The following is a 21,915-nucleotide window of genomic DNA, read 5'->3' as shown; positions in this document are numbered from 1 at the left end:
GGGATGGGGGCTGGGGGGGATCGAAGGGGGATAATGGGGGATATCAACTCATGAATAAAACCGAAAATGTCGTACTTGAAAAATTAAAATTAATGGCAATCAATCGAGTCAGGCTGCGAAAACTTCATAGTATAATGGCTCCGATCATGGTGCTTCCGCTGCTGATAACTTTGATAACCGGCTGTCTGTTTCAGTTCGCCGTCATCAGCGATCGCGCCAACGATTTTCTCTGGCTGCTGGATCTGCACCGGGGCAAATTTGGTAAAATCAATTTGGAGAATATCTATCCGTTCTTAAATGCGATCGGTTTGCTAACATTAATTATAACCGGGATCGTCATGTGGTTTTTGATGTCGCCCCGCCGATCTCGTTAAAACTAAAATTTTTCCGTCGTTTAAATTATCAAAAAAAGGGTCATGAAACAGACGAAAAGCATCTTATTCACCGGCGGAATTATCGCCCTATTTTTGAATTCATTGGCGAATCAAAAACCCGCGATCGCCCACGCGCCCGAATATCACATCCGAGAGGAAGAAGAAACCTCGGAGGTGGAACACCACGACGGCAATCCGGCTTCGGAGTCGATGGAAATGATGGGAGGGGACGATCCGAACCCAAACCCAACTCAATCGTCGGAGGTGCTGAGTCTGACAGAAACACATTCCGAAATTGACCCCTTTCAGGGGTTGAGCGAATCCTTATTTTTATGGATTCTGGCGAGTCCTTTTGTCCTCAATTTTTTCCGAACAAAACTTCACTCATGAAACCGAATTATTGAATCGATAAAATTGGGGCGATCGCGCCCATCAAACCTTTTGAGAAACCCGCGATCGCTCCGATATAAACTTGTGATAAATCTGACAAATCAAGGCGATCGCATCTTCGTCCAAAAAGCGATGCTCGGATGGGGACGGATAGGGCACCTGTTGGTCTGCTTTCAAATAGACAAATTTACAGATTGCCCGCCTGAAATTGCTTCTGTCGTCAATCTTAATATTTTCCACGCAGGCCCCCGTTAGGGTCGCCCCTTCAAAATTCGTATTCAATGCCACGACCTCCGATAAATTCGTCAATTCTAAGTTACTTCTCGCCAAATTTGTCCCCCGTAAATCCGCCCCGTGCAGGTCGGTTTCGCGCAAATTTGCGCCCAATAAATTGGCTTCATTCCACCGGGTAGAAGATGCGATCGCCCCCATCAACTGAACCCGGTACAAATTCCCGTGGCTGAAATCCGCCCCCCGCAAATCCGCCCCCCGCAAATCGGTGCCGACGAGATCCGCGTCCGAAAAATTAGCCCCCCGCAGGTCGGCGCCTCGGAACGTCGCCCCCCGCAAATAAGCCGCCTCAAATTGAACCTCTTTGAGATAGGCCCCGTCAAACTGCGATCGAGACGCCCGAATTTCCCGGAAATTCCCCCTCAAACAATAGGCTCCTTTCAAATCCGTATGGTCGAGGTGAGTTCGACTAAAATTTACCCCCCGGAGATACATCCCCTTGAGGTTCCCATCCATCAGATCCGGCTCGATTTCCGCATTGTCTTGTCGCCACCGATTCCAAACCGCCACCCCCCGCCTCAACAAAACGAGCTGTTCTCGGTCAACCATGTCAAAGTCACCCCCGCATCCATCTGACCATCGGCCATGCACCCTCATGGCGAATCATACCTCGGATGTCTGAGGCGATCGTAAATTATGTTGTATCTCGCGGTCAAAATTGGCCATTCTTCCCCCGAACGTGTACGATCGAATCACAGGATAAATCTCCGGCTCAAATTTTGTCAATCAGCCCCAGGGCCGATCAATTTTAGCGGGTGCTATTTTGAGTCGGTCGATCGAAAATAGCCGTCTCTCCATCAAAATGAAACGTCGCAATTTGCTCAATTTTGCCGCGCCGAACACCCGAAAAACCGTTGCCGTCGCAGTCCCCCGTCCGGCTTCGGCAGGCGCCGCCCAACCCGCCGTGAACTGGCGCATGGCGACCAGTTGGCCGAAATCCGCAGATATCGTTTTCGGCGCCATAACGACCATCTGTCAGCGGGTGAGTACCGCCACCGGCGGGCGGTTCACCATCGTCCCCTATGCGGTCGATGAAATTGTTTCGGCCCCAGGCATCCTCGACGCCGTTTCCGAGGGAATTGTCGAGTGCGGCCACACCAGCGGCCACTACTACCTCGATCGCAACCCGAGTCTCGCCTTCGCCGCCAGCGTCCCCTTCGGCTTGAACCCCCAACAGCAAAACGCCTGGTTGTACGAGGGGGGCGGCTTGGAAGCGGTGCAAAACCTCTACGCCGACTTCGGAATTCTCAGCTTTCCCGCCGGCAATACCGGGACGCAGATGGGGGGGTGGTTCCGGCGGAAAATCGAAACCGTCGCCGATCTCGAAGGCTTGAAAATGCGGATTCCCGGATTGGGGGGGCGGGTGATGTCCAAATTGGGCGTCGATGTCCGCGACATCCCGGCCCACAAAATCGCCACCGCCCTCATCGACGGGGAAATCGAGGCGACGGAGTGGATCGGCCCCCACGACGACGAAAAAATGGGCCTGCACCGAGCCGCGCCCTTTTACTACTATCCCGCCTGGTGGTCCCCCTCGGAAACCTTCGACTTGTTGGTCCACCGCAATTCTTGGGACACCCTGCCGCCGGAGTATCAAGAAATTCTCAAAACGGCGGCGATGGAAGCCAATGTGATGATGGTGGCCCGCTACCACATCGCCAACGGAGAAGCCCTGCAGCGGTTCGTCGTGGGGGATACCCAACTGCTGCCCTACAGCGACGCGATCCTGACGGCGGCCCGGGACGCGGCCTTTGAATTGTACGAGGAAACCGCCGCCCGAGACGCCACGTTCCGTCAAATTTACGAGCCCTGGAAACAGTTCCGCACCCGAGTTTACCGCTGGAACCGCGTCAACGAAATAGGATTCGCCCAATTTGCCTTCAATTCCACGGATTGAGAGCCTTTGTCGCTTTCAGCGGGAGCGACCGAGTTGCGGAAATGAATTGATAATTATCAATTATCAATTATCAATTATCAAGTATCCCCACACCCCAATAATTTATGAAACGGCGCAATTTTATCGGGACCGCGGCGATCGCGACCGCCGGCACCGCGACATTCGGAGCTTGTAGCCCCCGCCCGCAACCTCCAGAAGAGACGACTCCCCGGGTCAGTACAGCCGAACCGGCGATCCGCTGGCGCATGGCGACCAGTTGGCCGAAATCTTTGGATATCGTGTTCGGGAGTTCGGATCTGATCTGTCGGCGGGTCGCGGCCATGACCGGCGGCAAATTCACCATCGTCCCCTACGGTGCGGGGGAAATCGTACCGGGACTCGAGGTGATGAAAGCGGTGCAAGCGGAGACCGTCGAGTGCGGGCACACGGCGAGTTACTACTACGTCAACGAACATCCCGCCCTGGCGTTTGCGACAACCGTCCCCTTCGGACTCAACGCCGAGCAGCAATTCGCATGGCTGTACTACGGCGGCGGCCTGGAGGCGATTCGCGACATCTACGCCGACTTCAATCTCATCAACTTTCCCGCCGGCAATACGGGGGCGCAGATGGGGGGGTGGTTCCGGCGGCAGGTGAATTCCCCGGACGACCTCAAAGGTCTGAAAATGCGGATTCCCGGTCTGGGCGGCAAGGTGATGTCGCGACTCGGCGTTGACGTGCAGGTATTGGCGGGGGGCGAAATCTTTCCGGCTTTGGAACGGGGGGACATCGACGCGGCGGAGTGGGTCGGACCCTACGAGGACGAACGGTTGGGGCTCAACCGGGTGGCGCCTTATTACTATTCTCCGGGTTGGTGGGAACCCGGGACGACCTACGAGTTGCAGGTGAATCGGAGGCAGTGGGAAATTTTACCTCGGGAATACCAGGAAATTTTGCAGTTGGCGACGGCGGAGGCGACCACCCGGATGCTGGCCCAATACAATACGGCCAACGGGGAGGCTTTGGAACGGATGGCCGCGGGGGGGACGCAACTGCTGTCCTACAGCGAGAGCATTTTGAATGCCGCCCGAGATGCCGCCTTCGCCCTGTACGAGGAAAAAGCCCGGGGCAACGAGGCTTTTCGGGAGATTTACGATCGCTGGGCGGCGTTTCGCACCAAGGTGTATCGGTGGCATCGGGTCAACGGGTTCAGTTTCGATCGCTTTGCCTTCCGGGAGGTGCGTTGAATATGATGATTTTAGACGGCCCATCGATCAGTTCTATGTCTCTATGTCGGGCGAATTATGACCTCAAAACACCAGTTCCCGAATTCACTTCGCAAATTGTGGCGCGATCGGTTTGACCCCGCCTCGTTCCGCACCCGATTTAAAAATCTCAGCATCAGCCATAAATTAAATCTCGGGTTCGGGACGCTGGTTCTCTTGACGCTTTTGGTGGCGGGCCGGAGTTACGTCGGCAGTCTCCAAGCCAAAATCAACATCACCCGCACCCAAGAATTGCGGGTGCCGACGGCTTTGAATTCCGCCCGGGCTCAAACCCACTTGCTGAAAATGGTCTCCAACCTGCGGGGATATCTCGCCACGGGGGAATCCGAATTTCGCGCCAACTACCACGAATCCAGACAGGAATTTGAAGCCTATTTGAATGGGGCACAAGCCCTGTCGGAGTCCTGGAATTCTCCGGAGGATGTCGATCGCCTGCGGGAGTTGCGGCAGATCTATCAAAGATGGGTCAAATTTCCCGACCGCCTGTTCGCGCTGCGAGATAATTTGCTGGACAATCAACCGGCTTTAAAATTGCTCAAAGAACGGGGGGAAATTCCCCTCGGGACGATCCTCACCGAAACCGGCCGCCTCGCAGAAATTCAAGCCGGACGATCGCCCTCCGACATCAACCTTGATTTGCTCCAAGATCTGACGGATTTTAAAAGCTCTTTCGCCCTGATGGTGTCCTCCCTGCGGGGGTATTTGGTGACGCGAGATCCGGCCTTCCGTTTCGATTACGCCGCCTACTTTCAAAAGAATCAACGGGCCTGGGAGCGGTTGCGCGATCGCCGTTCATTTTTGAACTCCGAACAGCGGCAGGGGTTCGACAAAATCGCCGACAACCGAGAGCAATTTATCGCCCTTCCCCCGGTCATGTTCGACATCGTGGAGGGCGATCGCCATCGGGAAGATTTGTATTTATTTCGCACCCTGACAGAACCCCTGGCGGAGCGGATGCTCGTCCTGTTGAACGGCATCGTCACCGACCAGCAATCCCGGCTGTCCGAGGAGTTGCAAAGCGGCCGCAAAAGTCAAACTTCCGCCCAGTGGCAGACCTTGATCGGCGGGGGCGTGGCGTTCATTTTAGGGGCGGTTCTCGCCCGTTTGCTGTGGCGAGATATCGCCGATCCGATCCGGCGGTTGACCGAGACGACGGGGCAAATTCGAGCCGGGGATCTCGATGCGCGGGTGGCGGTGGAATCCCACGACGAAATCGGGTTTTTGGCGACGACTTTCAACCAAATGACCCGCTCTTTAAAACGGTCACAAGAACAGTTGTTAGAATACAATTTGACCCTGGAAAATCGGGTGGAAGAACGGACGCGAGAACTGCGGAAAAAAAATCGACAGTTGGGGCAAGCGATCCGAGAATTGCGAGAGGCGCAGGCTCAACTCATCCAGACCGAAAAAATGTCGAGTTTGGGACAGATGGTGGCGGGGGTCGCCCACGAAATCAACAATCCGGTCAATTTCATTCACGGCAATTTGATGCACGCCGAATCCTATTTGAACGACCTATTAGAATTGATCGAACTGTACCGCGATCGCCACCCAGACCCCGACCTCGACGACAAGATAGAAGAAATCGAGTTGGATTACCTCCTCGAAGATTTTCCCCAACTCATGAAATCGATGCAAGTGGGGACGAATCGGATCCGGGAAATTGTCCTGTCCCTGCGGAATTTCTCCCGGCTGGACGAGTCGGAGATGAAGGTCGCCGACATTCACGAAGGGATCGAAAGTACGCTGATGATTTTGAAAGGAAAATTCAAATCTAAAGCATTATTAAAAGCGATCGAAATCGTCAAAGAATACGGCACATTGACCCCGGTGGTCTGCTATCCGGGCCAGTTGAATCAGGTGTTTATGAATATCATCGGCAACGCGATCGACGCCTTTGAATTGTGCGATTCCTGCGGCGATACTCGCGGAAAAATGGGCTGCGATCGCACCCCGACCATCACCATCCGCACGGCGATGGAGGCGGAACCCGACCGCCTGATCGTGGAAATTGCGGACAACGGCCCGGGCATGGACGAAGCGAAACTCAAACAGATCTTCGACCCCTTTTTCACCACCAAACCCGTCGGCCAGGGGACCGGATTGGGCCTGTCCATCGCCTATCAGATCGTCGTCAACCGCCACCAAGGCGGGCTGCAATGTTTCTCGAAAGTGGGCGAGGGGACGACCTTCCGCATCGAAATTCCGGCGCGGTCTTCCGTTTGATGGAAGCAACATCACTCGTGAATTTCTCCATTGGGCATGATCGCCCCGTGCAACTGCACCCCCATGGTGTTGGCGCTGCTGAGTTCGGCCCGCGTCAGATAAGCATAGCAGAGGTTGGCATTCCGCAGGTTGGTTCGTCCGAGGGAGGCGTCGGTCAAATCGGCCTGGGTCAAATTGGCGGAGCTGAGGTTGGTGCGGCTCAAATCGGCCCGCACCAAATTCACCCGCGTCAAGTCCGCGCTGCTGAGGTCTGCGCCGCTCAAATTCGCGTCGGGCAGAATCGATTCGCACAGCTTCACCCGGGGCATTTGCACGTTGACCAAAACCGCCCGCTCCAACTTCACCTTGGTCAAATTGGCGCCGATCAAATTCGCCTCGCTCAAATCCACCTCGGTCAGAATCGCCCCGTGAAAATTAGCCTCGCAGAGGTTGGTCTGGGTCAAAATCGCCCCCCGCAGGACGCTCTCCGTCAGGTTGGCGCCGCCCAAATTCGCCCGGGTCAGGTCGGCTCCCGTCAGGTTCACCCCCTGCAAATCCGTCCCCCGCAGGTCCGCGCCGCGCAAGTTCACGCTCTCGTAAATGCGGCGCTCGTAGCGCAGGTTGGCCCCCCGCAGGCAGGCCCCCCGCAGGTCGGCGCCCTGGAGGTTGGCCCCCCGCAAATCGGCCTGGATGAGATTGGCGTCGAGCAAGGTGGCGAGGGTGAGGTTGGCCTTTCGCAGGTCGGCGCTCTGGAGGAGGGTCCCGTGCAGGTCGGCGTCCCCGAGTTTGGCCCCGCTCAGGTTCGCCCGGGACAGGTTGGCGCCGGCCAGCCGCGCTTTTGCCAGGTTCGCCCGGGACAGGTTGACCCCGTTGAGGTAGGCGAGGATAAAATTGGCCCCTTCAAAATCCGCCCCGCTGAGATTGGCCCCGATCAGGTCGGCGTTGCTGAGTTCGGCATTGCGGAGGTTGACCCCCTGAAACACCTTTTCTCCGGTGCGGTATTTATTTAAGAATGTTCTCTCGTCCATCCCGATTGTGTCCCGAGTTGTGGTTGGTCCCCACCCCCGATCGCCGGCGCTCCCCGGGCGATCGCGTCGCGGGCGAAGACTGGAGGTTTCGATTAATGTAAACCGAATTCTTGAGTCCAGGTAAAGGTTTTTTGTCCCGGCTTTCGGCAGTAAATTTTAACGGTTCGGATGGAGTGCAGTTGCAGGGAGTGCAACTTTTTTTGGAAAAAGTGGAGGATCGACTCCGGGGCGAGGTTGTGTTCGGATTCGAGGATCAGGTGCAGGCAACCGTTTTTGGACTGGGCCTGGGTGTGGATGCCCTTCGATTTCAGGAAATAGTTCAACAGGGACGCGATCGCCCGGGGATTTCCCTGTCTGGCCAGTTCCAGGATCTGGTGGGTGCCGCCTCCTTGTCGGGCAGCCTGCGGCTCGGTTTTCGGGGCGGTGGGGGCGGATACGGAGGTACTCGGTTCGGTATGCTGCCGTTCGGCGGCTTCAGACTCGTGGATGATGTCTTCGAGGCGTTTCACCTGTTCTCGGACCTGGCCCATGAAGTCTTTGAGAATTTGATATTTCAGGTCGAGTTGCCGTTGCGGGTCGGGATCGGCGGTCCCCGCCGCTAGGTCATTTTCCAAGCTTTCCAAAGTGTTGGTGATGGAGGTCATGGCTTCCGTGACTCCCTGGCTGACTCGTTGTTGAATTTCGTCGGCGAAACCGAGGCGATCGCGGATCGATGTGGGCCCGAAATTGGGGCGTTTTTCGGCGCCGCCCATCTGGATGGTTTGCAAGGACGAGAGCTCGTCCGATGTCTCGGTGGCGACGGTGTCGGAGGGCGGTTGCATTTCTTGGGAGATCAGGAGTCGGACGGTTTGACTTTCGTTGATGTCAACGCCGCCGGGGGGGGGATTGCCGAATTGGGTGCCCGGCGAGGAACTGGCGGACGGTCGGCCGGCGGCGCGATCGCCGGCGTTTTGACCCGGGAATCCCTGAATGTAGTTGGAGGCCGGATGTTGGCGGTCGTAGCACAGTCGCATGGCTTCGATTAAAACCGTGGCTACTTGGGCGTCCTCGTGGGAATCTTCCAAATATTCCACCATCTTTTTCAGGTAGGCTTTCAGGTCTTCAAATGTGGGGAACATTTGAAACAGTTGCTCGATCAGGTCGTCCAACTCGGTGGATTTCAGTTGCATCCAGTCGCGATCGCTGAAGGTGAATTCATTCTCGAGGGCTGAATAAATCAAAATCTTGACGCGCAGCGGATTGGCGTGCTGCATGATTTTGAAACGGATTTCAAATAAATTGTCGAGTTTTTTGATTCCCCAACTGAAGTCTTTCTCCCCCTCGGATAACGGGGGGTTCTGCAACTGAGATTGGGGGCGATCGGAGGGTTGGTAGGAGGTGAGGACGGCCTCCGTTGAAGCATCGGTTTCTCCCTCGATGTACAGCCGTCCGACTTGGCTCAAAACCGTGTTGATAATGACCGTATACTCGGCTTTTTTGTTGATTTTGGAGAGGATTCGTGTTAAAATATGGTTGAGCCGGTCTAAACCCTGGGTGTTCCAGTACAGGGATTGCACCAAATCTCGCATCGAGGCATTCTGGATGACGGCCGAGTCGCTTTCCCATTTTCCATGCGCCGCACAAATCAGGATCTTTTTGATGCGAAGCACCTGCTCGTTTGTTTCTAGGTTCTGCACGACATCATCAAGGGTCGATTTGGCTGGCATTTTTGCCTCCTCCGAATCATTGATTAAGACATTGCCTTGTCGGCCGTCGGGCGATCGCTTCTCCGTCGCCCGTTTCAACTCCGTGCCCTCAAATTGACGAAGGGGGAGTTGACCCGAATCCTATTTTGGTCGCCGCGTCGAATCTGAAGCCCTGTCAGATGACCGGTTGACAACCGGACGGCAGAAAGACACGAAAGACACGATTGATTTCGATACCAGTGATTGCAAGTAGAATAAACCCCGATCCGGATTCCCAAAACTGGAAAATCAATTGCCCCAATCGCCGGAGATCAATTGGGGTGAATCTGCCCCGAGATGCGGTGGGGCGAAATGGCAGGTTAGGCGATCGTTAAATTTCATTTTAATCGGCATCTTAAAATTGTAAATTCTGGAACTATCGCGCAGATAGAGGCACGAAAACCCCAGCCTATCTAACTTTTACATTGTAGGTCATTTATTCTAGAATAGAGCGATGATTTTTGGGAATCCATATTTCTGATCCTTTGGAATCGATGCAAGACTTTGACGCGATCGCGATCGGCAGCGGCATCGGCGGGTTGGTCGCCGGCGGCCTCTTGGCTCGTTATAACCGACGAGTCCTGATTTTGGAAAGCCACAGCCTGCCGGGAGGAGCCGCCCACGGCTTTTCCCGCCGGGGCTTCCACTTCGACTCGGGACCGTCATTTTACTGCGGACTCTCCGATGCGGGGAGTTTGAATCCTCTACGCCAAATCCTCGCCGTCCTGGGGGAATCCGTGGACGCCATCCCCTACGATCCCCTCGGACACTACCACTTCCCCGAAGGCAGTCTGCCCATTTACCGCGACTGCGATCGCTACCGTCGGGCCGTCGCCGAATTGACGCCGAGCGGTGCCGAAGAACTCAAAGGCTTCGAGGGGGATTTACTGCGACTCTACGAAGGCTTGAAAGACATTCCCACCCTCGCCCTCCGCGCCGACTGGCGAGGACTGCCGGTTTTGCTCAAACGTTATCCCCTCCCCCTGCTGAAATTACTCCCCCGCCTGGGCGACATTTCCGCCTCCGCCGGACAAATCTGCGATCGCCACGTCCGAGATCCCTGGGTGCGGCGGCTGATCGATTTGGAATGCTTCCTGCTGTCGGGTTTGAAAGCTGAGGGAACCGTCGCCCCGGAAATAGCCTTCATGTTCGGAGAACGCGCCAACTCCCCCGTCGATTACCCCCTCGGCGGCAGCGGCGCGATCGTCGATGCCCTGATCCGGGGGTTCGAGCGCTGGGGCGGCACCGTGCGCCTCAACTCCCACGTCGAAAAAATTATCGTTAAATCCGGTCATGTCGAAGGGGTGCGACTGCGCGGCGGCGACATCATCCGCGCCCCCATCGTCATCTCCAACGCCACCATCTGGGATACTTACACCCAACTGCTGGCCCCCGAAGATCTGCCCGAATCCTATCGCTCTCAGGCTTTATCCACCCCGGCGGTGGACAGTTTCATGCACTTACACCTGGGAATCCGGGCGGACGGTTTGGAGGATTTGACGGGACATCACGTCGTCGTCCACGATCGCGATCGAGATATCACCGCCCCCGGCAATACCTGCATGATCTCCATCCCGTCGGTGTGGGATGCGGGCCTCGCCCCCCCCGGACATCACGTCGTCCACGCCTACACCCTGGAACCCTTCGAGGGGTGGAAAAAAGATGCATCCTATTCTGAGCGAAAACGGGAGCGATCGCAACCGCTATTTCGCGCCCTGGAACGGATTATCCCCGATTGGCGCGATCGCATCACTTTGGAATTGATCGGCACCCCCCTCACCCACGCCCGCTTTTTGCGCCGCCACCGGGGCACTTACGGACCCGCGATCGCGGCCCGCCAGGGGACGTTTCCCGGCCCGGGAACCCCCGTCCGCGGCCTGTACCGGGTGGGGGACAGCACCATGCCCGGAATCGGCGTCCCGGCGGTGGCGGCGTCGGGGATTTTGTGCGCGAATTCTCTGGTGGAACCGGGGGAGATGGAGGCGCTGTTGGAATTGGGGAATTGGGGGTAGGGAGTCTGTTCCGTCAGTAACCGGTGAAGGTGATTTAACCCGATTCCCGATTCCGATCGCTTTTGCACCTTGCTTATGATGATTCCGGATATTGTGTGTTCCCTACCACACTTGTTAAATCGATTTTCTGCCAATCGAAGTTATCGATATCATTGATATCTTTAACCTTTTTTCCGAGGTATTGGCTGTGACAATAAAGGCCTCTTACCGGCTTATTTTTAAGGTAAGCATCTGCCAATGATGAAAATCGGCCGACAATTGGATTGGACAAGCCCGACTCCACACATTCAAAGCCCAGCGCTTCTGAAAAAAGAACCCTCAATCCCATATCGCTAAATTGAAAGAAGTGCCACGGCCGGCTGTGCGATGAGTACGAGAAATGAGTTTCGATGAAAACAATACCGCCAACTTTCAGCACTTTCGCAATTTCGATGGCGACAACCCAAGGCATGGCAAAGTGTTCCAAACAAGCGCTCGAATACACCAGGTCGAATTTTTCTTCGCCTTCAAAATATGAAGATAACTTGTGGGCATCTCCCACCACATCGACATTGTTGCCGGGGTAATAGTCAAAACCCACATATTTAGCCCGGGAAAATTCCTGGCGAGCATTCGATAAACCCGTGACTTCACGACTGCCTATCTCTAATATCCGATTCCCCGGTTTATTCCCGATTTCATAGAGATATTTCTGCCACTTTTGATGGCTGACAATATTGGACATTGGAACATCTGATTCGAGAAAGTACCAATCGAACCTTGATTCGATCGATAAGGCTAATTCCCGAATACCTAGAAGAGTTTTTTTGAGTAATTTATTCATAATTTGATTGGATACAGAAAAATTTTGATGTCGCCGGTAAAACCAGCATGAATACCACGAAAACGGGTCGATATCAATCCTTCCTTGCTTTCCACAAGATTGAATGACTTCTAAGGAATCGCGATCGCCGGCGATATGTGCAAATCCGGCGTCATGGTTTTCGCGGTGCCCCGCCAATTTGCCGGTTCGGAAATGGCGATCGCTTCCGGTTCCGCACCCCAACTGTCGAGGTGTTCGGTAATGATGACGAACTGTTTCCAACCCGCGGCGCGATCGCAAACCGCCGCCACACTCATCCGCCGATTTTCGTGGCGGAAACCCGTCTCGAATCCCAATTGGGAATTTGTCCCGTTCTCCAGAGTTCCCCAAGAAAAACACCGATCTAAAAATAAACTTCGAGTCCGGGGTTTGTAATAGGGTCCGAAGGTGTTTGTTTCCTGCCGCCCGTCTTTATAAGTATAATGATTCTGGTGGTGCACTTGATTTCCGTTGTCTTCAACCCGAAAGCTCCTGACACACCGTTTGGAATCCAGAACCTCTCCCGTCGCGGAATAGTCAAGCCAGATCCCGTGCCAGTCTCCGGCGTGATACCGACAGAATCGATGCCAATTTTGCTCTTGAAGTTCCATCTTCCATCAACCCCGAATTTGTGCCATCATCGCCGCGTCGTCCCAGTAGGAAAACACTTTTTTAATTTGCCCCATCTCGTCAAACTCGAAGGTGCTGATGCCCTCGGCGACTCCCCGGCGGTCATTTTTGCCCGCGCCGCGCATCGTCCACTTCACCGCCGCCCCATTTCCGGAGATAAAGATTTGGTCGGGGGAGACATCCAAACTGGCGAACGCCATCGACAGGATTCCGAAGAATTGTTGGTAGGTTTCGCGGACTTGACTCGGGGGATTGCCGACGGGATCGTAGGTGATGCCATCTGCGGCGAACAGGGCAACCCAGTCCTCCGCATTCATGGACGAGAGGGCTTGAAAATAAGCTTCTATCGCGTGGGATATCGTCTCTTTTTGCATCTGAAAACTCTCCAAAACACTCGCCATTATGAATCAGTTTCGACCCAAACGGTGACGGCGGCAACGGCGATTAACATTTCGTCATTTTTGTCGCCGAGTTCCGCGATCGCCCGCCCCTGCACCACCATCCCCCCGGACTCCAGTTTCAGGGACTTTCGCCCGAAGGGGAGTACCGCCAACACCTCCGTTTCCCGCACCGATTCCGGGTAGGGGACGGCGACTTGCACCTCGACGATCATCTCGTCCGGGTGACTCAATCCCGCCACTTCCCACACCCCCGGGAGGGCGTTGTGGGCGATCGCATTTCGGACAGCCCGGGCGGCGGCGATCGTGGGTTCCTGCCCGTGCTGATCGACCCCCATCCCCATTTCGATAATCAGCCGTTTTCTTGCCATAATTTCCTCCAATTTTGAGATCGTGTTTGTCTGTTCAATTATTGATGATATCAAATCCTGATAATTGACCACCAAACATCTGTGGTGGAGGGAGTAGGGAGTGCCGCCCAATATCAGAGTCCAGCGCCCCTCAATAATTAACAATTATTAATTGTTAAACCCAGGCGAGATCTGACCAACTCCCGGACGGCGATCGCCGACTCCAACTGTAACGCTTCCCGGGCGATCGCTTCTGCCTCGTCGCGACGGATTCGGGAAATCGTCATCTTCACCATCGGGATCGCCTGGGGGTTCAAACTCAACTCGTGGGCCCCCAACCCCATCCAAATGGGAACCGCCACCGGGTCGGCGGCCAACTCCCCGCACACGGACGCCCAAATTCCGGCCCGTTTCGCCGCGGCGATGGTTTCGGCCACCAGGCGCAAGACGGCGGGTTCCAGGGCATCGGTGAGGGCGGCGACCTTGGAATTGGTGCGGTCGGCGGCCATCGCGTATTGCGTCAAATCGTTAGTCCCGATGCTGAAAAAATCCACCGCTGCCGCCAACCGTTCGGCCATGAGGGCGGCGGCGGGGACCTCCACCATTGCCCCCACTTCCGGCATCTCCGAGAGGGGGACGTTTTGCCGCCGCAAATTCTCCCACTCCTCCGTCAAAATATCGCGGGCCGCGCGAATTTCCTGCAATCGCGCCACCATCGGAAACAGAATTTTGACCGGGCGATCGCACCCCACCCGCAGCAGCGCCCGCAACTGGGCACGGAGCAGGTCTGGGCGGTCCAGCAGCAGGCGGATGCCCCGCCAGCCCAAAAATGGGTTATCCTCGTCGGGGAGGCTAATTCCCGGCATGGGTTTGTCGCCGCCGATGTCCAAAATCCGCACTCCGAGGGGATGGGGGTCGATGGCATTGGCGATCGCCCGGTACAGTTCCACCTGTTCGTCCTCCGAGGGGATGCGCCGCCGCGCCAGAAACAGAAATTCGCTGCGGAGTATCCCCACCCCTTCCGCGCCGTTCTGCATGGCGATGCGGGCTTCGGCGACGCCGCTGATGTTCGCCATCACCCTGAGACGGTGGCCGTCGGCGGCGACCGCCGGATTTTGGGCGGCTTGTCGCAGATCTCGGGCGGTGGCGAGTTGCCGTTCCCGCCGGCGGCGCAACTCCTCGATTTGGTCCGGGTGAGGATCAACCCACACCTGGCCGGTGCCGCCGTCGATCGCGATCGCCGTCCCCCCCGACAAGTGGAGCAATTCCGGGCCCACACCCACCACCATCGGGATGCCGAGCGATCGCCCCAAAATGCCGCTGTGGGAAATCGAGCAACCCGCCGCCGTGCAGATGCCCAAAACGCGCTCGGGGTCGAGCTGGGCGATTTCGGAGGGGGTGAGTTCCGGGGCGACCAAAATTCCCGGTTCCCGCAACAGCAGGCAGACGGGTTCGGCCCCCGTCAGCAGTTGCAACACCCGCCGCCCCACGTCCCAAACGTCGGCCGATCGCGATCGCAGCAGGGGATCTTCGAGGTGTTCGTAGGTGGCGACGACTTCCTCGATCGCCGTTTTCCAGGCTGCCGCGGCGGTGTGGTGCTGTTCCCAAATCAGTTCCCGCGCCCGCTCCATCAGGGTCGGGTCGTCGAGGTGGAGCAGGTGGGTGGCGAAAATGGCGGCTTCGGAAGACCCGACGCGATCGGTGACGGCGCACCTCTGGCCGATTTCCCGGTGCAAGTCCAGCATTTGGGCTCGGGAACTGTCGCGGGCCCGCTGCAAAAATTCCCATTCCCGCTGGGGGTGTTCGGTGTGTTGGGTTTCGATGTGGATGGCGGCGGGTTCGCAGCGCATCACCGGGCCGATGGCGATGCCCCCGGCGGCGGGGATGCCCCGCAGGGAGCGGTCGGGCGGGGGGGAGGAAAGCCTTTGAGGGACACGGCTCCGGTTCGGCGAGGTCAATTCTTCGGTGAGGAGGTGGCGGAGGGCCTCCAGGGCGGCGGCGGCGTCGGCTCCCGTGGCGGCGATCGCGATCTCTTCCCCGTCCCGCACCCCCAGGGCGATGACTTGGTTGATGCTTTTGGCGTTGACGGGGGCGGTTCGGGCTGTTATGTTCTCTAGGGTGATGTCGGATTCAAATTGAAAGGCTAATTTCACCAGTTGGGCGGCGGGGCGGGCGTGGAGCCCGGTGCTGTGGTCGAGGGTCAGGTGCAGTTGCCCGGTCGGGAAATGCTCCGGCGGCGGACTGTCGGGGGGGTCGTGTGCCCCCAACTGCGCCAGTTTCGAGGTCATCGCATTTTCGGCCTCCGCGACGACGCGATCGAGCTCGGCGCCCCCGGCGGCGGTGACGGCCGCGGCGATCGCACCTTCGGCTAGGGGGGCGGCGCAGAGGCGGATTTGGCACCTTCGGGCGGCGGGGAAGAGTTCTAGGGCCCGTTTCGCGGCCGCCACGGCCCGCCCCAGATCGGCGAACACGACGACGCCATCGCTTTCAATGGGGGCGATTGCCTGGTAGATTTTGACGGCATCGACTTCCAGGGGGGTGTCCGGACCGCCGAGGTCGGCCACGATCGCGATCGGCACGGCGTCCCCCGCCATCTGCGCGGCCAATTCCCGGATTCCGACTGCGAGGGTGTGACTGTGGGAAACAATCGCAATTCCAACCATGTTGATGAGCCTCGACGCTGAACCGGAATAGCCATTAGCCTTCTAATCTACCAATTTTTGGAGGTTTGTTCTACGACATCATCCGATCAGGAATCGAGATGTGGCGGCCTGTAGTGGAGTTTCGAGCTCTACGTCGTTATCGAGACTCTCGCCATGTTCAAATATTTGACGGTTCTGGTTCCCCTTTTGTTGACCGGTTGTCAGTTGAATTTCTCTTCCTTCGGGGAAGATTTGGAATTGCCGCCCCTAAAACAGAGCGATCGCGCCCCGTTGATGATGCGGGCGATCGCGGTGGGACAACAGGCTTATTACGACCATCAGGGACAGTTTGCCGGTTCGGTGGAGAGCCTGTCGGCCCATCTGAATTTGGAGACGGAAAGTTATCTTTATGCGATCGAAACCGAGGGCGAATCCGCCCAGACGGTGGTGTTGACGGCGACGGCAAAAACCGACGACCTCCCCAGCTACGCCGGCGTCATGACCGCCGGGGCGACGGAGGGAGGTGTGATGATGGTGGCGAATCTGTGCCAAACAGACGAACCTTCAAAAACACCTCCCATTTTGTCCTCAATTCCCGTTCCGGGCGAGGGGTTGAAATGTCCGCCCGGTTCCAGTCCGGTCCGCTGACATTTCCATTCCAAAACTAAGCACCTGCGGGTACAAAATCGACCTCATCCGTGCCGTCGGTTTCCCCTTGACCCGAGGTGATTTGTTCCCCGTTGACTTCGATCGCAAACGGGGTTTCATCCAAGCCGGGAAGGTTGTAATCGGTCCCATCTGCGGTGTAGCCGACGCTGGCGACCATCTTCCGGCCCGCGTCGGTATATTTGAACGCCAACAGTTGATTTTTTTCTTTCTCGTTGTCGTAGGCCCAAATCACCATGCACTCTTCTCCCTGATAGGAAAACACCTTGGGAGGGCGGGTCGGAACGTAGCGCCCGGGAGCGCCAAAACTCGCGTCGAGAAATGACTGGATCGAGTCATCCTCCACCACGGCATAGGCCACTTCTTCGGGAGAAAGGTTCGCTACAGTCGCTTCTTCTTCTTCTTCTTCTACTTCAGGGACTTCTTCTTCTTTCCCCCGATTTCGGAAATAATCGACTGCCATTTTCGTGCCGATCCCGCCGACGGCTGCAACGCCGGCTCCGAGGAGAATATTGCGAAGTCTGCTCATCAGTTTTCCTCATCTGAGAATGTTAATGTTTCGACCGTCGGGTTGCATCCCGGCGATCGCGACAATTTTAACAGATTATCCGTCCGCAAGCGGCGGATCTGAAAGATATGGCGCCGCCCGCCGGGTGTGGGGTGTGGGGGAAGCGGAGGAAGCGGGTAGAACAACCCAGACCGCTTGGGAATTAATTCCCTGTTCTTATAGCAAAAATCATCGGTCGATGATTGGGGAGTTTGTACGGATCTGATATCAACTTGTCCCCTCGGCCTCCTCCACCTCTTTTCTGTGGGGGCAACCTTATAGGGTTGCCCGCTTATTGGGGTGTCAACCTTTCACGGCGTTTATAATTTCGTCGTCCAGGTCAAAATCCACCTCGGCTTTATCCTTTCCGGCGGCCAGATAATCATTTTGGAAGGAATCTTTCAACCCGTCGATCAAACTGTATTCCGGTTGCCAATCCAGTTGATTCATCGCCTTGTGGACGTCGGCGAAGAAATGTTGGACGCGCATCGGAAACGCCTTCCGCTTTCCGAAGTCGAATTGTTGGGGGTCGTAGTGGATCAATTCCAGGTCGTCCGGGGACCGTCCCGCCGCGATCGCGCCGGCCCTCGCCAACCCGTCGAAGGTGACGAAGCGATCGCCGGAGATATTGTAAATTTCCCCGATCGCCGTCTCATTTCCCAACACCGCCGCCATCGCATTTGCCAGGTCTTTGACGTGACCCAATTGGGTGATGTGCAACCCGTTGCCGGGGATGGGAATCGGCCGGCCGGCGACGATGCGATCGAAAAACCAGGACTCTAAAGGATTGTAATTTTGGGGGCCGTAAATGTATGTCGGCCGGATCGATGTCCAGGGAAGTCCGGCTTTTTGCAGGTAGGTTTCCGTCTCGTATTTCCCCAGGTGGCGACTCTTCGGATCGGTGGCGTCCCCCTCGACGTGCGGCATCTGGTCGGACTTGAGATAGACCCCCGCCGAACTCATGTAAATGAAGTGTTTGACTTTCCCGTTGAATACATCTGCCAGGGGTTTGGTGTCGCTCAATTGGCGGCCGTTGTTGTCAAAAATGACGTCGAACGTTTCGCCGGAGAGCTTTTCTTTCAACTGTTCCCCGTCGGTGCGATCGCCGTGGATTTGCCGGATGCCATCCACGGGGGCGGGTTTGTTTCCCCGGTTGAATAAAACCAATTCGTGTCCGCGATTGGCTAGAATTTTCGTGAGATAGACCCCGATAAATCGAGTCCCACCCATGATCAAAATTTTCATTCTTTACCCCTATTTATAAAGGCTGCAAAATTCGAGATTTCGGATTCGTAGAGTCGAGTATAACACTTTCCGATCCGATCGGATAGGGCGACCGCCCGCGATCGCTCTTGACAACCCCAACCCCAAGTTTTACAATTAGAGCGACACGGATATTGATGAAACCCCATAACTCGGTCGGTGTGAAATTTTCCCAATCTCCGAATGCATCACCGGAGTGCCATACAATCACAAAAAAACCACAGGATTCCATTCAGCAGTGCCGTCACAACTGACCCCAATTGCGATCGCTCTCCCGGCGAAGACAATCCAAGTCGTCCCGGAGAAAACGGGAATTTGGGGGAGAATGGGGGCGATCGCACTGCCGCATCCGAGGGCTGGAGAGAACCGCCGCCGGATCGGATTCTAGCAGTTGCCCTCCCTTTCGAGCTATACTTGCGACAGTCTCAACCTGAAATTGCCAGGTGATTGCCCTTCATGCCGTTTCCCCTTCTCCGCCGTTGCCGCCGACAGTTGAAGCGGCGTGTCGGTAACGTTTCACTCCGCACGGTTTTGGTCGTCCCATTTTTACTGCAAGTCGTATTGACGGTAAGTTTGGTGGGCTATTTTTCCTTTCGGAACGGGGAAGCGGCTGTGCAAGATTTGGCATCTCAACTGCGGGACGAACTCACCGCCCGCATCAACCAGCGCCTGCAAAGCTACGTCCGAGCCCCCCACGCCATCAACCGTCTGAACGTCGATGCATTGTCAAAGGGCGATTTAAATTTTAGCACGGGTGCGGGTTCAAATCAATTTTTGCAACAACTCAAAATAGCCTCCTACGTGAATGCCGTCTATTGCGGCGATCGCGAAACGGGAGATTTCGTCGGCGTGAGTCGCACCGGCGACGGGGCTTTTTTCGAGTTGATGATTCGCAACTCGGAGACGGACGGACGGATGTATTTATACGGTATCGACATCCGCGCCGATCGCCTCTACTTTTTGCGAGATGCCGGCCCCTACGATCCCCGAACGCGGCTTTGGTATCAAGTTGCCCGGGCATCAGCCCGGGCAAAATGGAGCGATATTTATTTAGATTTTACCACAAATATCCCCACCATTACCGCCAGTTTGCCGGCCCACGACAGTTGGGGAAATCACTTCGTCGGTGTCTGCGGAACGGACGTTTTACTGACGGAGGAATTGAGGCAATTTTTGAAAGGATTAGAAATCGGAAAAACGGGGGAAGCCTTTATTTTGGAGCGGTCTGGCATTTTAGTTTCCAGTTCCACCGACGACCCCATCACCGTCGGAACGGCCGAGGAGGCCCAAATGCTAAAAGCCACGGAAAGCCTCAATCCTTTGGTGCGGGCGACCACCCAATATTTGATACAAAAATTCGGCAACTTGCGCGGCATCCGGCGATCGCAACAGCTCGACTTTAAGATTGACGGAAAGCGGCAATTCGTGGAAGTTTTACCCTTCAATGACGACCGGGGTTTGGACTGGCTGATCGTGCTAGTCGTACCCGAATCGGATTTCATGGAACAAATTAACGCCAGCAAGCGCACCACCATTTTACTCTGCGTCGCCGTTTTGATCGTACCCACGGTATTTAGCATCGCCATGGCGAGATGGATCGGCCGGCCGATTTGGCGGCTCAGTTTGGCCAGTCAGGCGATCGCCCAAGGAGATCTGAAGCAATACGTCAAATCCGACAGCATCCGCGAACTGCGGATTTTATCCCAGTCCTTCAATACCATGAGTCGCCAACTTCGCGAGTATTTTGAAACCCTCGAAAATCGGGTGGAAGAGCGGACATTTGAACTACACCAAGAAAAGGAAAAATCCGAAAAATTATTGTTGAATATTTTACCGAAAGCCATCGCAGACCAACTCAAAGAAGAACGAAAAACCATTGCCTCCGCCATCGAAAATGTCACCATTTTATTTGCGGATATTGTCGGTTTCACACCCCTTTCAGCCCGGGTTCCCCCCATCGAATTGGTGGGATTGCTCAACCAGATGTTTTCGCGGTTCGACGAACTGGCGGAACGCCACAAATTGGAGAAAATCAAGACCATCGGGGACGCCTACATGGTCGTCGGCGGGTTGCCCATTCCCCGGGACGACCACGCCGAAGCGATCGCGGATATGGCGATCGAAATGCAGCAAATTATGGACGAATTTAACGCCTGTCAAATTTTGGGAAATATTCCCGGATGTGAAAACTTCCAAATTCGGATCGGCATCAACACCGGTCCCGTCGTCGCCGGAGTCATCGGCATCAAAAAATTCTCCTACGATTTGTGGGGAAATGCCGTCAACATCGCCTCCCGTATGGAATCCTCCGGCGAACCCGGACGCATCCAAGTCACGGATGTCACCTACGAACGCTTAAAATACCGCTACAAATTTGAACCGAGAGGCACGATAAAAGTGAAAGGAAAAGGTGACATGACCACCTACTGGCTAATCGAAAAATTGTAGGAAATGGCGAGGGGGGAAAATTGAATGATTAATTGTTAATTGTTAATTGTTAATTTTCCCCAAATCAAACCAACGCCAACGGATCCACAGAAACAAATTGACCGAATAACGCGAAATCGTCCGCATTCAACACCACCCCCAGAATTTCGTCGGTCGTTCTCAGGGTAATTAAAGTATCATTCGCCACCCCGTCGCCCTCGTAATCCGTGAGTCGAGTGTAGTCGATATCGGCTTCGGTGAGTCCGTCGGTGAGGGCAATTTGATCCCCGGATTCAAACCAGTCAAAATCGGTGATGACATCCACTTCATTGATCTCAAAAGAAGCCTCATCCGTGCGGAGAATAAAGATATCCCGATCGCCCCCCCCGGTGAGACTGTCAATCCCCAGATCTCCCGACAGAATATCCTCCCCGTCATTGCCGAACAACTGGTCATTTCCCTTACCGCCAAATAGGCGATCGTCCCCCTCTCCCCCTTCGATGATATCCCCGTCGCGATCGCCCCTCAAAAAGTCGTTGCCATCCTCTCCAAAAATGCGATCGTCCTGCTGTCCGCCGAATACCTCGTCATCGCCACCACCCCCGTAAACCGTATCATTTCCCTGGTTGAGAAGGATGCGTTCGCTCTCGAAAGAGGCGAACACCACATCATCGCCACCCAACGTCCAAATCCCGTCCGAATAGCCCGCTAAATCCCCCTCAAATAAAGTTATCGTATCGGGAGTTTCCTGGGCCAGGAGGCGCGGCAAACCCGACGGATCGGGGGTGAAACTAAACGCCGGCGGGGTATCGTCAAAAAAGATATCCTCAAAAAACGATTCGTCGGCATCTTCCCAGGGAGACTGCCCCAGTAAAAAACTGGAATAATTCGGATATTCTTCGGTTAACATAGTCCGGAAAAAAAGAAAAAATTATCCAACCGTTGTTGCGCTTCAGCGCTTCAGA

General features: G+C 55.6%; 20 protein-coding genes. 9 read left to right on the top strand and 11 right to left on the bottom strand.

The annotated features are described in order from the left end of the window. Both LKE08_RS05440 and LKE08_RS05435 read left to right on the top strand, forming a co-directional pair. Window positions 1–374 (top strand): hypothetical protein (locus tag LKE08_RS05440; RefSeq protein ID WP_324703183.1); only part of this gene is annotated, 374 nt, incomplete at its 5' end. Between the two features lie 42 nt (window positions 375–416). Continuing rightward, window positions 417–764 carry a hypothetical protein gene (locus LKE08_RS05435; RefSeq protein WP_324703182.1) on the top strand — a complete coding sequence of 116 codons (348 nt, stop codon included), beginning with the start codon at window positions 417–419 and terminating at the stop codon, window positions 762–764. 42 nt (window positions 765–806) lie between these two features. On the opposite strand, the gene LKE08_RS05430 is transcribed toward LKE08_RS05435, so the two are convergent. Beyond that, window positions 807–1,604 (bottom strand): pentapeptide repeat-containing protein, encoded by a 798-nt coding sequence (locus LKE08_RS05430; RefSeq protein WP_324703181.1) that lies wholly within the window; start codon window positions 1,602–1,604, stop codon window positions 807–809. A 253-nt stretch (window positions 1,605–1,857) separates the two neighbouring features. Between LKE08_RS05430 and LKE08_RS05425 the strand changes: the two genes are divergently transcribed. The 3 genes from LKE08_RS05425 to LKE08_RS05415 all read left to right on the top strand — a co-directional run bounded on the left by LKE08_RS05425 (window position 1,858) and on the right by LKE08_RS05415 (window position 6,443). Then, complete coding sequence (locus LKE08_RS05425) at window positions 1,858–2,952, top strand: ABC transporter substrate-binding protein (protein ID WP_324703180.1); 1,095 nt, start codon at window positions 1,858–1,860, stop codon at window positions 2,950–2,952. 104 nt (window positions 2,953–3,056) lie between these two features. Continuing rightward, window positions 3,057–4,178: a TRAP transporter substrate-binding protein gene (locus LKE08_RS05420; protein WP_324703179.1), complete on the top strand. Its 1,122-nt coding sequence runs from the start codon at window positions 3,057–3,059 to the stop codon at window positions 4,176–4,178. 57 nt (window positions 4,179–4,235) lie between these two features. After that, window positions 4,236–6,443 carry an ATP-binding protein gene (locus LKE08_RS05415; protein WP_324703178.1) on the top strand — a complete coding sequence of 736 codons (2,208 nt, stop codon included), beginning with the start codon at window positions 4,236–4,238 and terminating at the stop codon, window positions 6,441–6,443. 11 nt (window positions 6,444–6,454) lie between these two features. Here LKE08_RS05415 and LKE08_RS05410 read toward each other — a convergent pair whose 3' ends face one another. Together LKE08_RS05410 and LKE08_RS05405 are read right to left on the bottom strand one after the other, a co-directional pair. Next, window positions 6,455–7,450, bottom strand: a complete 996-nt coding sequence (locus LKE08_RS05410; protein WP_324703177.1) for a pentapeptide repeat-containing protein — start codon at window positions 7,448–7,450, stop codon at window positions 6,455–6,457. A gap of 92 nt (window positions 7,451–7,542) precedes the next feature. Beyond that, window positions 7,543–9,156 carry a hypothetical protein gene (locus LKE08_RS05405; RefSeq protein ID WP_324703176.1) on the bottom strand — a complete coding sequence of 538 codons (1,614 nt, stop codon included), beginning with the start codon at window positions 9,154–9,156 and terminating at the stop codon, window positions 7,543–7,545. A gap of 512 nt (window positions 9,157–9,668) precedes the next feature. Here LKE08_RS05405 and LKE08_RS05400 point away from each other — a divergent pair. Further along, complete coding sequence (locus LKE08_RS05400) at window positions 9,669–11,186, top strand: NAD(P)/FAD-dependent oxidoreductase (protein ID WP_324703175.1); 1,518 nt, start codon at window positions 9,669–9,671, stop codon at window positions 11,184–11,186. Window positions 11,187–11,259: 73 nt separating this feature from the next. Here LKE08_RS05400 and LKE08_RS05395 read toward each other — a convergent pair whose 3' ends face one another. The 5 genes from LKE08_RS05395 to ptsP form a co-directional block, all read right to left on the bottom strand. Next, the gene (locus LKE08_RS05395) at window positions 11,260–12,009 is read right to left on the bottom strand and encodes a methyltransferase domain-containing protein (protein WP_324703174.1); all 750 of its coding nucleotides are present in this window, start codon (window positions 12,007–12,009) and stop codon (window positions 11,260–11,262) included. 110 nt (window positions 12,010–12,119) lie between these two features. After that, a complete protein-coding gene (locus tag LKE08_RS05390) occupies window positions 12,120–12,638 on the bottom strand; it encodes a DUF3598 family protein (RefSeq protein ID WP_324703173.1) in 519 nt (172 codons plus the stop codon). Window positions 12,639–12,644: 6 nt separating this feature from the next. Beyond that, on the bottom strand, window positions 12,645–13,031 hold the full coding sequence (locus tag LKE08_RS05385) for a nuclear transport factor 2 family protein (protein WP_324703172.1): 387 nt from the start codon (window positions 13,029–13,031) through the stop codon (window positions 12,645–12,647). Between the two features lie 26 nt (window positions 13,032–13,057). After that, entirely contained in the window at window positions 13,058–13,426 is a 369-nt protein-coding gene (locus LKE08_RS05380) for a Lin0512 family protein (protein ID WP_324703171.1), read from the bottom strand. Window positions 13,427–13,563: 137 nt separating this feature from the next. Then, window positions 13,564–16,068, bottom strand: a complete 2,505-nt coding sequence (ptsP, locus tag LKE08_RS05375) for a phosphoenolpyruvate--protein phosphotransferase (RefSeq protein WP_324703170.1) — start codon at window positions 16,066–16,068, stop codon at window positions 13,564–13,566. A 153-nt stretch (window positions 16,069–16,221) separates the two neighbouring features. Here ptsP and LKE08_RS05370 point away from each other — a divergent pair, with 153 nt between their 5' ends. Further along, window positions 16,222–16,695 (top strand): type IV pilin-like G/H family protein, encoded by a 474-nt coding sequence (locus LKE08_RS05370; RefSeq protein WP_324703169.1) that lies wholly within the window; start codon window positions 16,222–16,224, stop codon window positions 16,693–16,695. A gap of 16 nt (window positions 16,696–16,711) precedes the next feature. On the opposite strand, the gene LKE08_RS05365 is transcribed toward LKE08_RS05370, so the two are convergent. Next, complete coding sequence (locus tag LKE08_RS05365) at window positions 16,712–17,242, bottom strand: hypothetical protein (RefSeq protein WP_324703168.1); 531 nt, start codon at window positions 17,240–17,242, stop codon at window positions 16,712–16,714. A 321-nt stretch (window positions 17,243–17,563) separates the two neighbouring features. Beyond that, entirely contained in the window at window positions 17,564–18,505 is a 942-nt protein-coding gene (locus tag LKE08_RS05360) for an NAD-dependent epimerase/dehydratase family protein (RefSeq protein WP_324703167.1), read from the bottom strand. A gap of 256 nt (window positions 18,506–18,761) precedes the next feature. Here LKE08_RS05360 and LKE08_RS05355 point away from each other — a divergent pair, with 256 nt between their 5' ends. Together LKE08_RS05355 and LKE08_RS05350 are read left to right on the top strand one after the other, a co-directional pair. Next, entirely contained in the window at window positions 18,762–18,911 is a 150-nt protein-coding gene (locus tag LKE08_RS05355; RefSeq protein WP_324703166.1) for a hypothetical protein, read from the top strand. 68 nt (window positions 18,912–18,979) lie between these two features. Continuing rightward, entirely contained in the window at window positions 18,980–20,971 is a 1,992-nt protein-coding gene (locus LKE08_RS05350; RefSeq protein WP_324703165.1) for an adenylate/guanylate cyclase domain-containing protein, read from the top strand. A 64-nt stretch (window positions 20,972–21,035) separates the two neighbouring features. Here LKE08_RS05350 and LKE08_RS05345 read toward each other — a convergent pair whose 3' ends face one another. After that, window positions 21,036–21,860: a calcium-binding protein gene (locus LKE08_RS05345; RefSeq protein WP_324703164.1), complete on the bottom strand. Its 825-nt coding sequence runs from the start codon at window positions 21,858–21,860 to the stop codon at window positions 21,036–21,038. Window positions 21,861–21,915: the final 55 nt, after the last annotated feature.

The sequence above is a fragment of the Lyngbya sp. CCY1209 genome (assembly GCF_035615495.1).
In the GTDB taxonomy this organism is placed as follows: Bacteria; Cyanobacteriota; Cyanobacteriia; order Cyanobacteriales; family Microcoleaceae; genus Limnospira.
This window is presented reverse-complemented; position numbering and strand designations above follow the sequence as displayed.

What these genes read in the sequence shown, in the direction of transcription:
- LKE08_RS05430 (WP_324703181.1), bottom strand. Translation starts at nt 1,604, where the DNA reads ATGGTTGACCGAGAACAGCTCGTTTTGTTGAGGCGGGGGGTGGCGGTT.
- LKE08_RS05395 (WP_324703174.1), bottom strand. Translation starts at nt 12,009, where the DNA reads ATGAATAAATTACTCAAAAAAACTCTTCTAGGTATTCGGGAATTAGCC.
- LKE08_RS05410 (WP_324703177.1), bottom strand. Translation starts at nt 7,450, where the DNA reads ATGGACGAGAGAACATTCTTAAATAAATACCGCACCGGAGAAAAGGTG.
- LKE08_RS05365 (WP_324703168.1), bottom strand. Translation starts at nt 17,242, where the DNA reads ATGAGCAGACTTCGCAATATTCTCCTCGGAGCCGGCGTTGCAGCCGTC.
- LKE08_RS05415 (WP_324703178.1), top strand. Translation starts at nt 4,236, where the DNA reads ATGACCTCAAAACACCAGTTCCCGAATTCACTTCGCAAATTGTGGCGC.
- LKE08_RS05420 (WP_324703179.1), top strand. Translation starts at nt 3,057, where the DNA reads ATGAAACGGCGCAATTTTATCGGGACCGCGGCGATCGCGACCGCCGGC.
- LKE08_RS05400 (WP_324703175.1), top strand. Translation starts at nt 9,669, where the DNA reads ATGCAAGACTTTGACGCGATCGCGATCGGCAGCGGCATCGGCGGGTTG.
- LKE08_RS05380 (WP_324703171.1), bottom strand. Translation starts at nt 13,426, where the DNA reads ATGGCAAGAAAACGGCTGATTATCGAAATGGGGATGGGGGTCGATCAG.
- LKE08_RS05385 (WP_324703172.1), bottom strand. Translation starts at nt 13,031, where the DNA reads ATGCAAAAAGAGACGATATCCCACGCGATAGAAGCTTATTTTCAAGCC.
- LKE08_RS05425 (WP_324703180.1), top strand. Translation starts at nt 1,858, where the DNA reads ATGAAACGTCGCAATTTGCTCAATTTTGCCGCGCCGAACACCCGAAAA.
- LKE08_RS05405 (WP_324703176.1), bottom strand. Translation starts at nt 9,156, where the DNA reads ATGCCAGCCAAATCGACCCTTGATGATGTCGTGCAGAACCTAGAAACA.
- LKE08_RS05370 (WP_324703169.1), top strand. Translation starts at nt 16,222, where the DNA reads ATGTTCAAATATTTGACGGTTCTGGTTCCCCTTTTGTTGACCGGTTGT.
- LKE08_RS05350 (WP_324703165.1), top strand. Translation starts at nt 18,980, where the DNA reads ATGCCGTTTCCCCTTCTCCGCCGTTGCCGCCGACAGTTGAAGCGGCGT.
- LKE08_RS05345 (WP_324703164.1), bottom strand. Translation starts at nt 21,860, where the DNA reads ATGTTAACCGAAGAATATCCGAATTATTCCAGTTTTTTACTGGGGCAG.
- LKE08_RS05360 (WP_324703167.1), bottom strand. Translation starts at nt 18,505, where the DNA reads ATGAAAATTTTGATCATGGGTGGGACTCGATTTATCGGGGTCTATCTC.
- LKE08_RS05435 (WP_324703182.1), top strand. Translation starts at nt 417, where the DNA reads ATGAAACAGACGAAAAGCATCTTATTCACCGGCGGAATTATCGCCCTA.
- LKE08_RS05390 (WP_324703173.1), bottom strand. Translation starts at nt 12,638, where the DNA reads ATGGAACTTCAAGAGCAAAATTGGCATCGATTCTGTCGGTATCACGCC.
- ptsP (WP_324703170.1), bottom strand. Translation starts at nt 16,068, where the DNA reads ATGGTTGGAATTGCGATTGTTTCCCACAGTCACACCCTCGCAGTCGGA.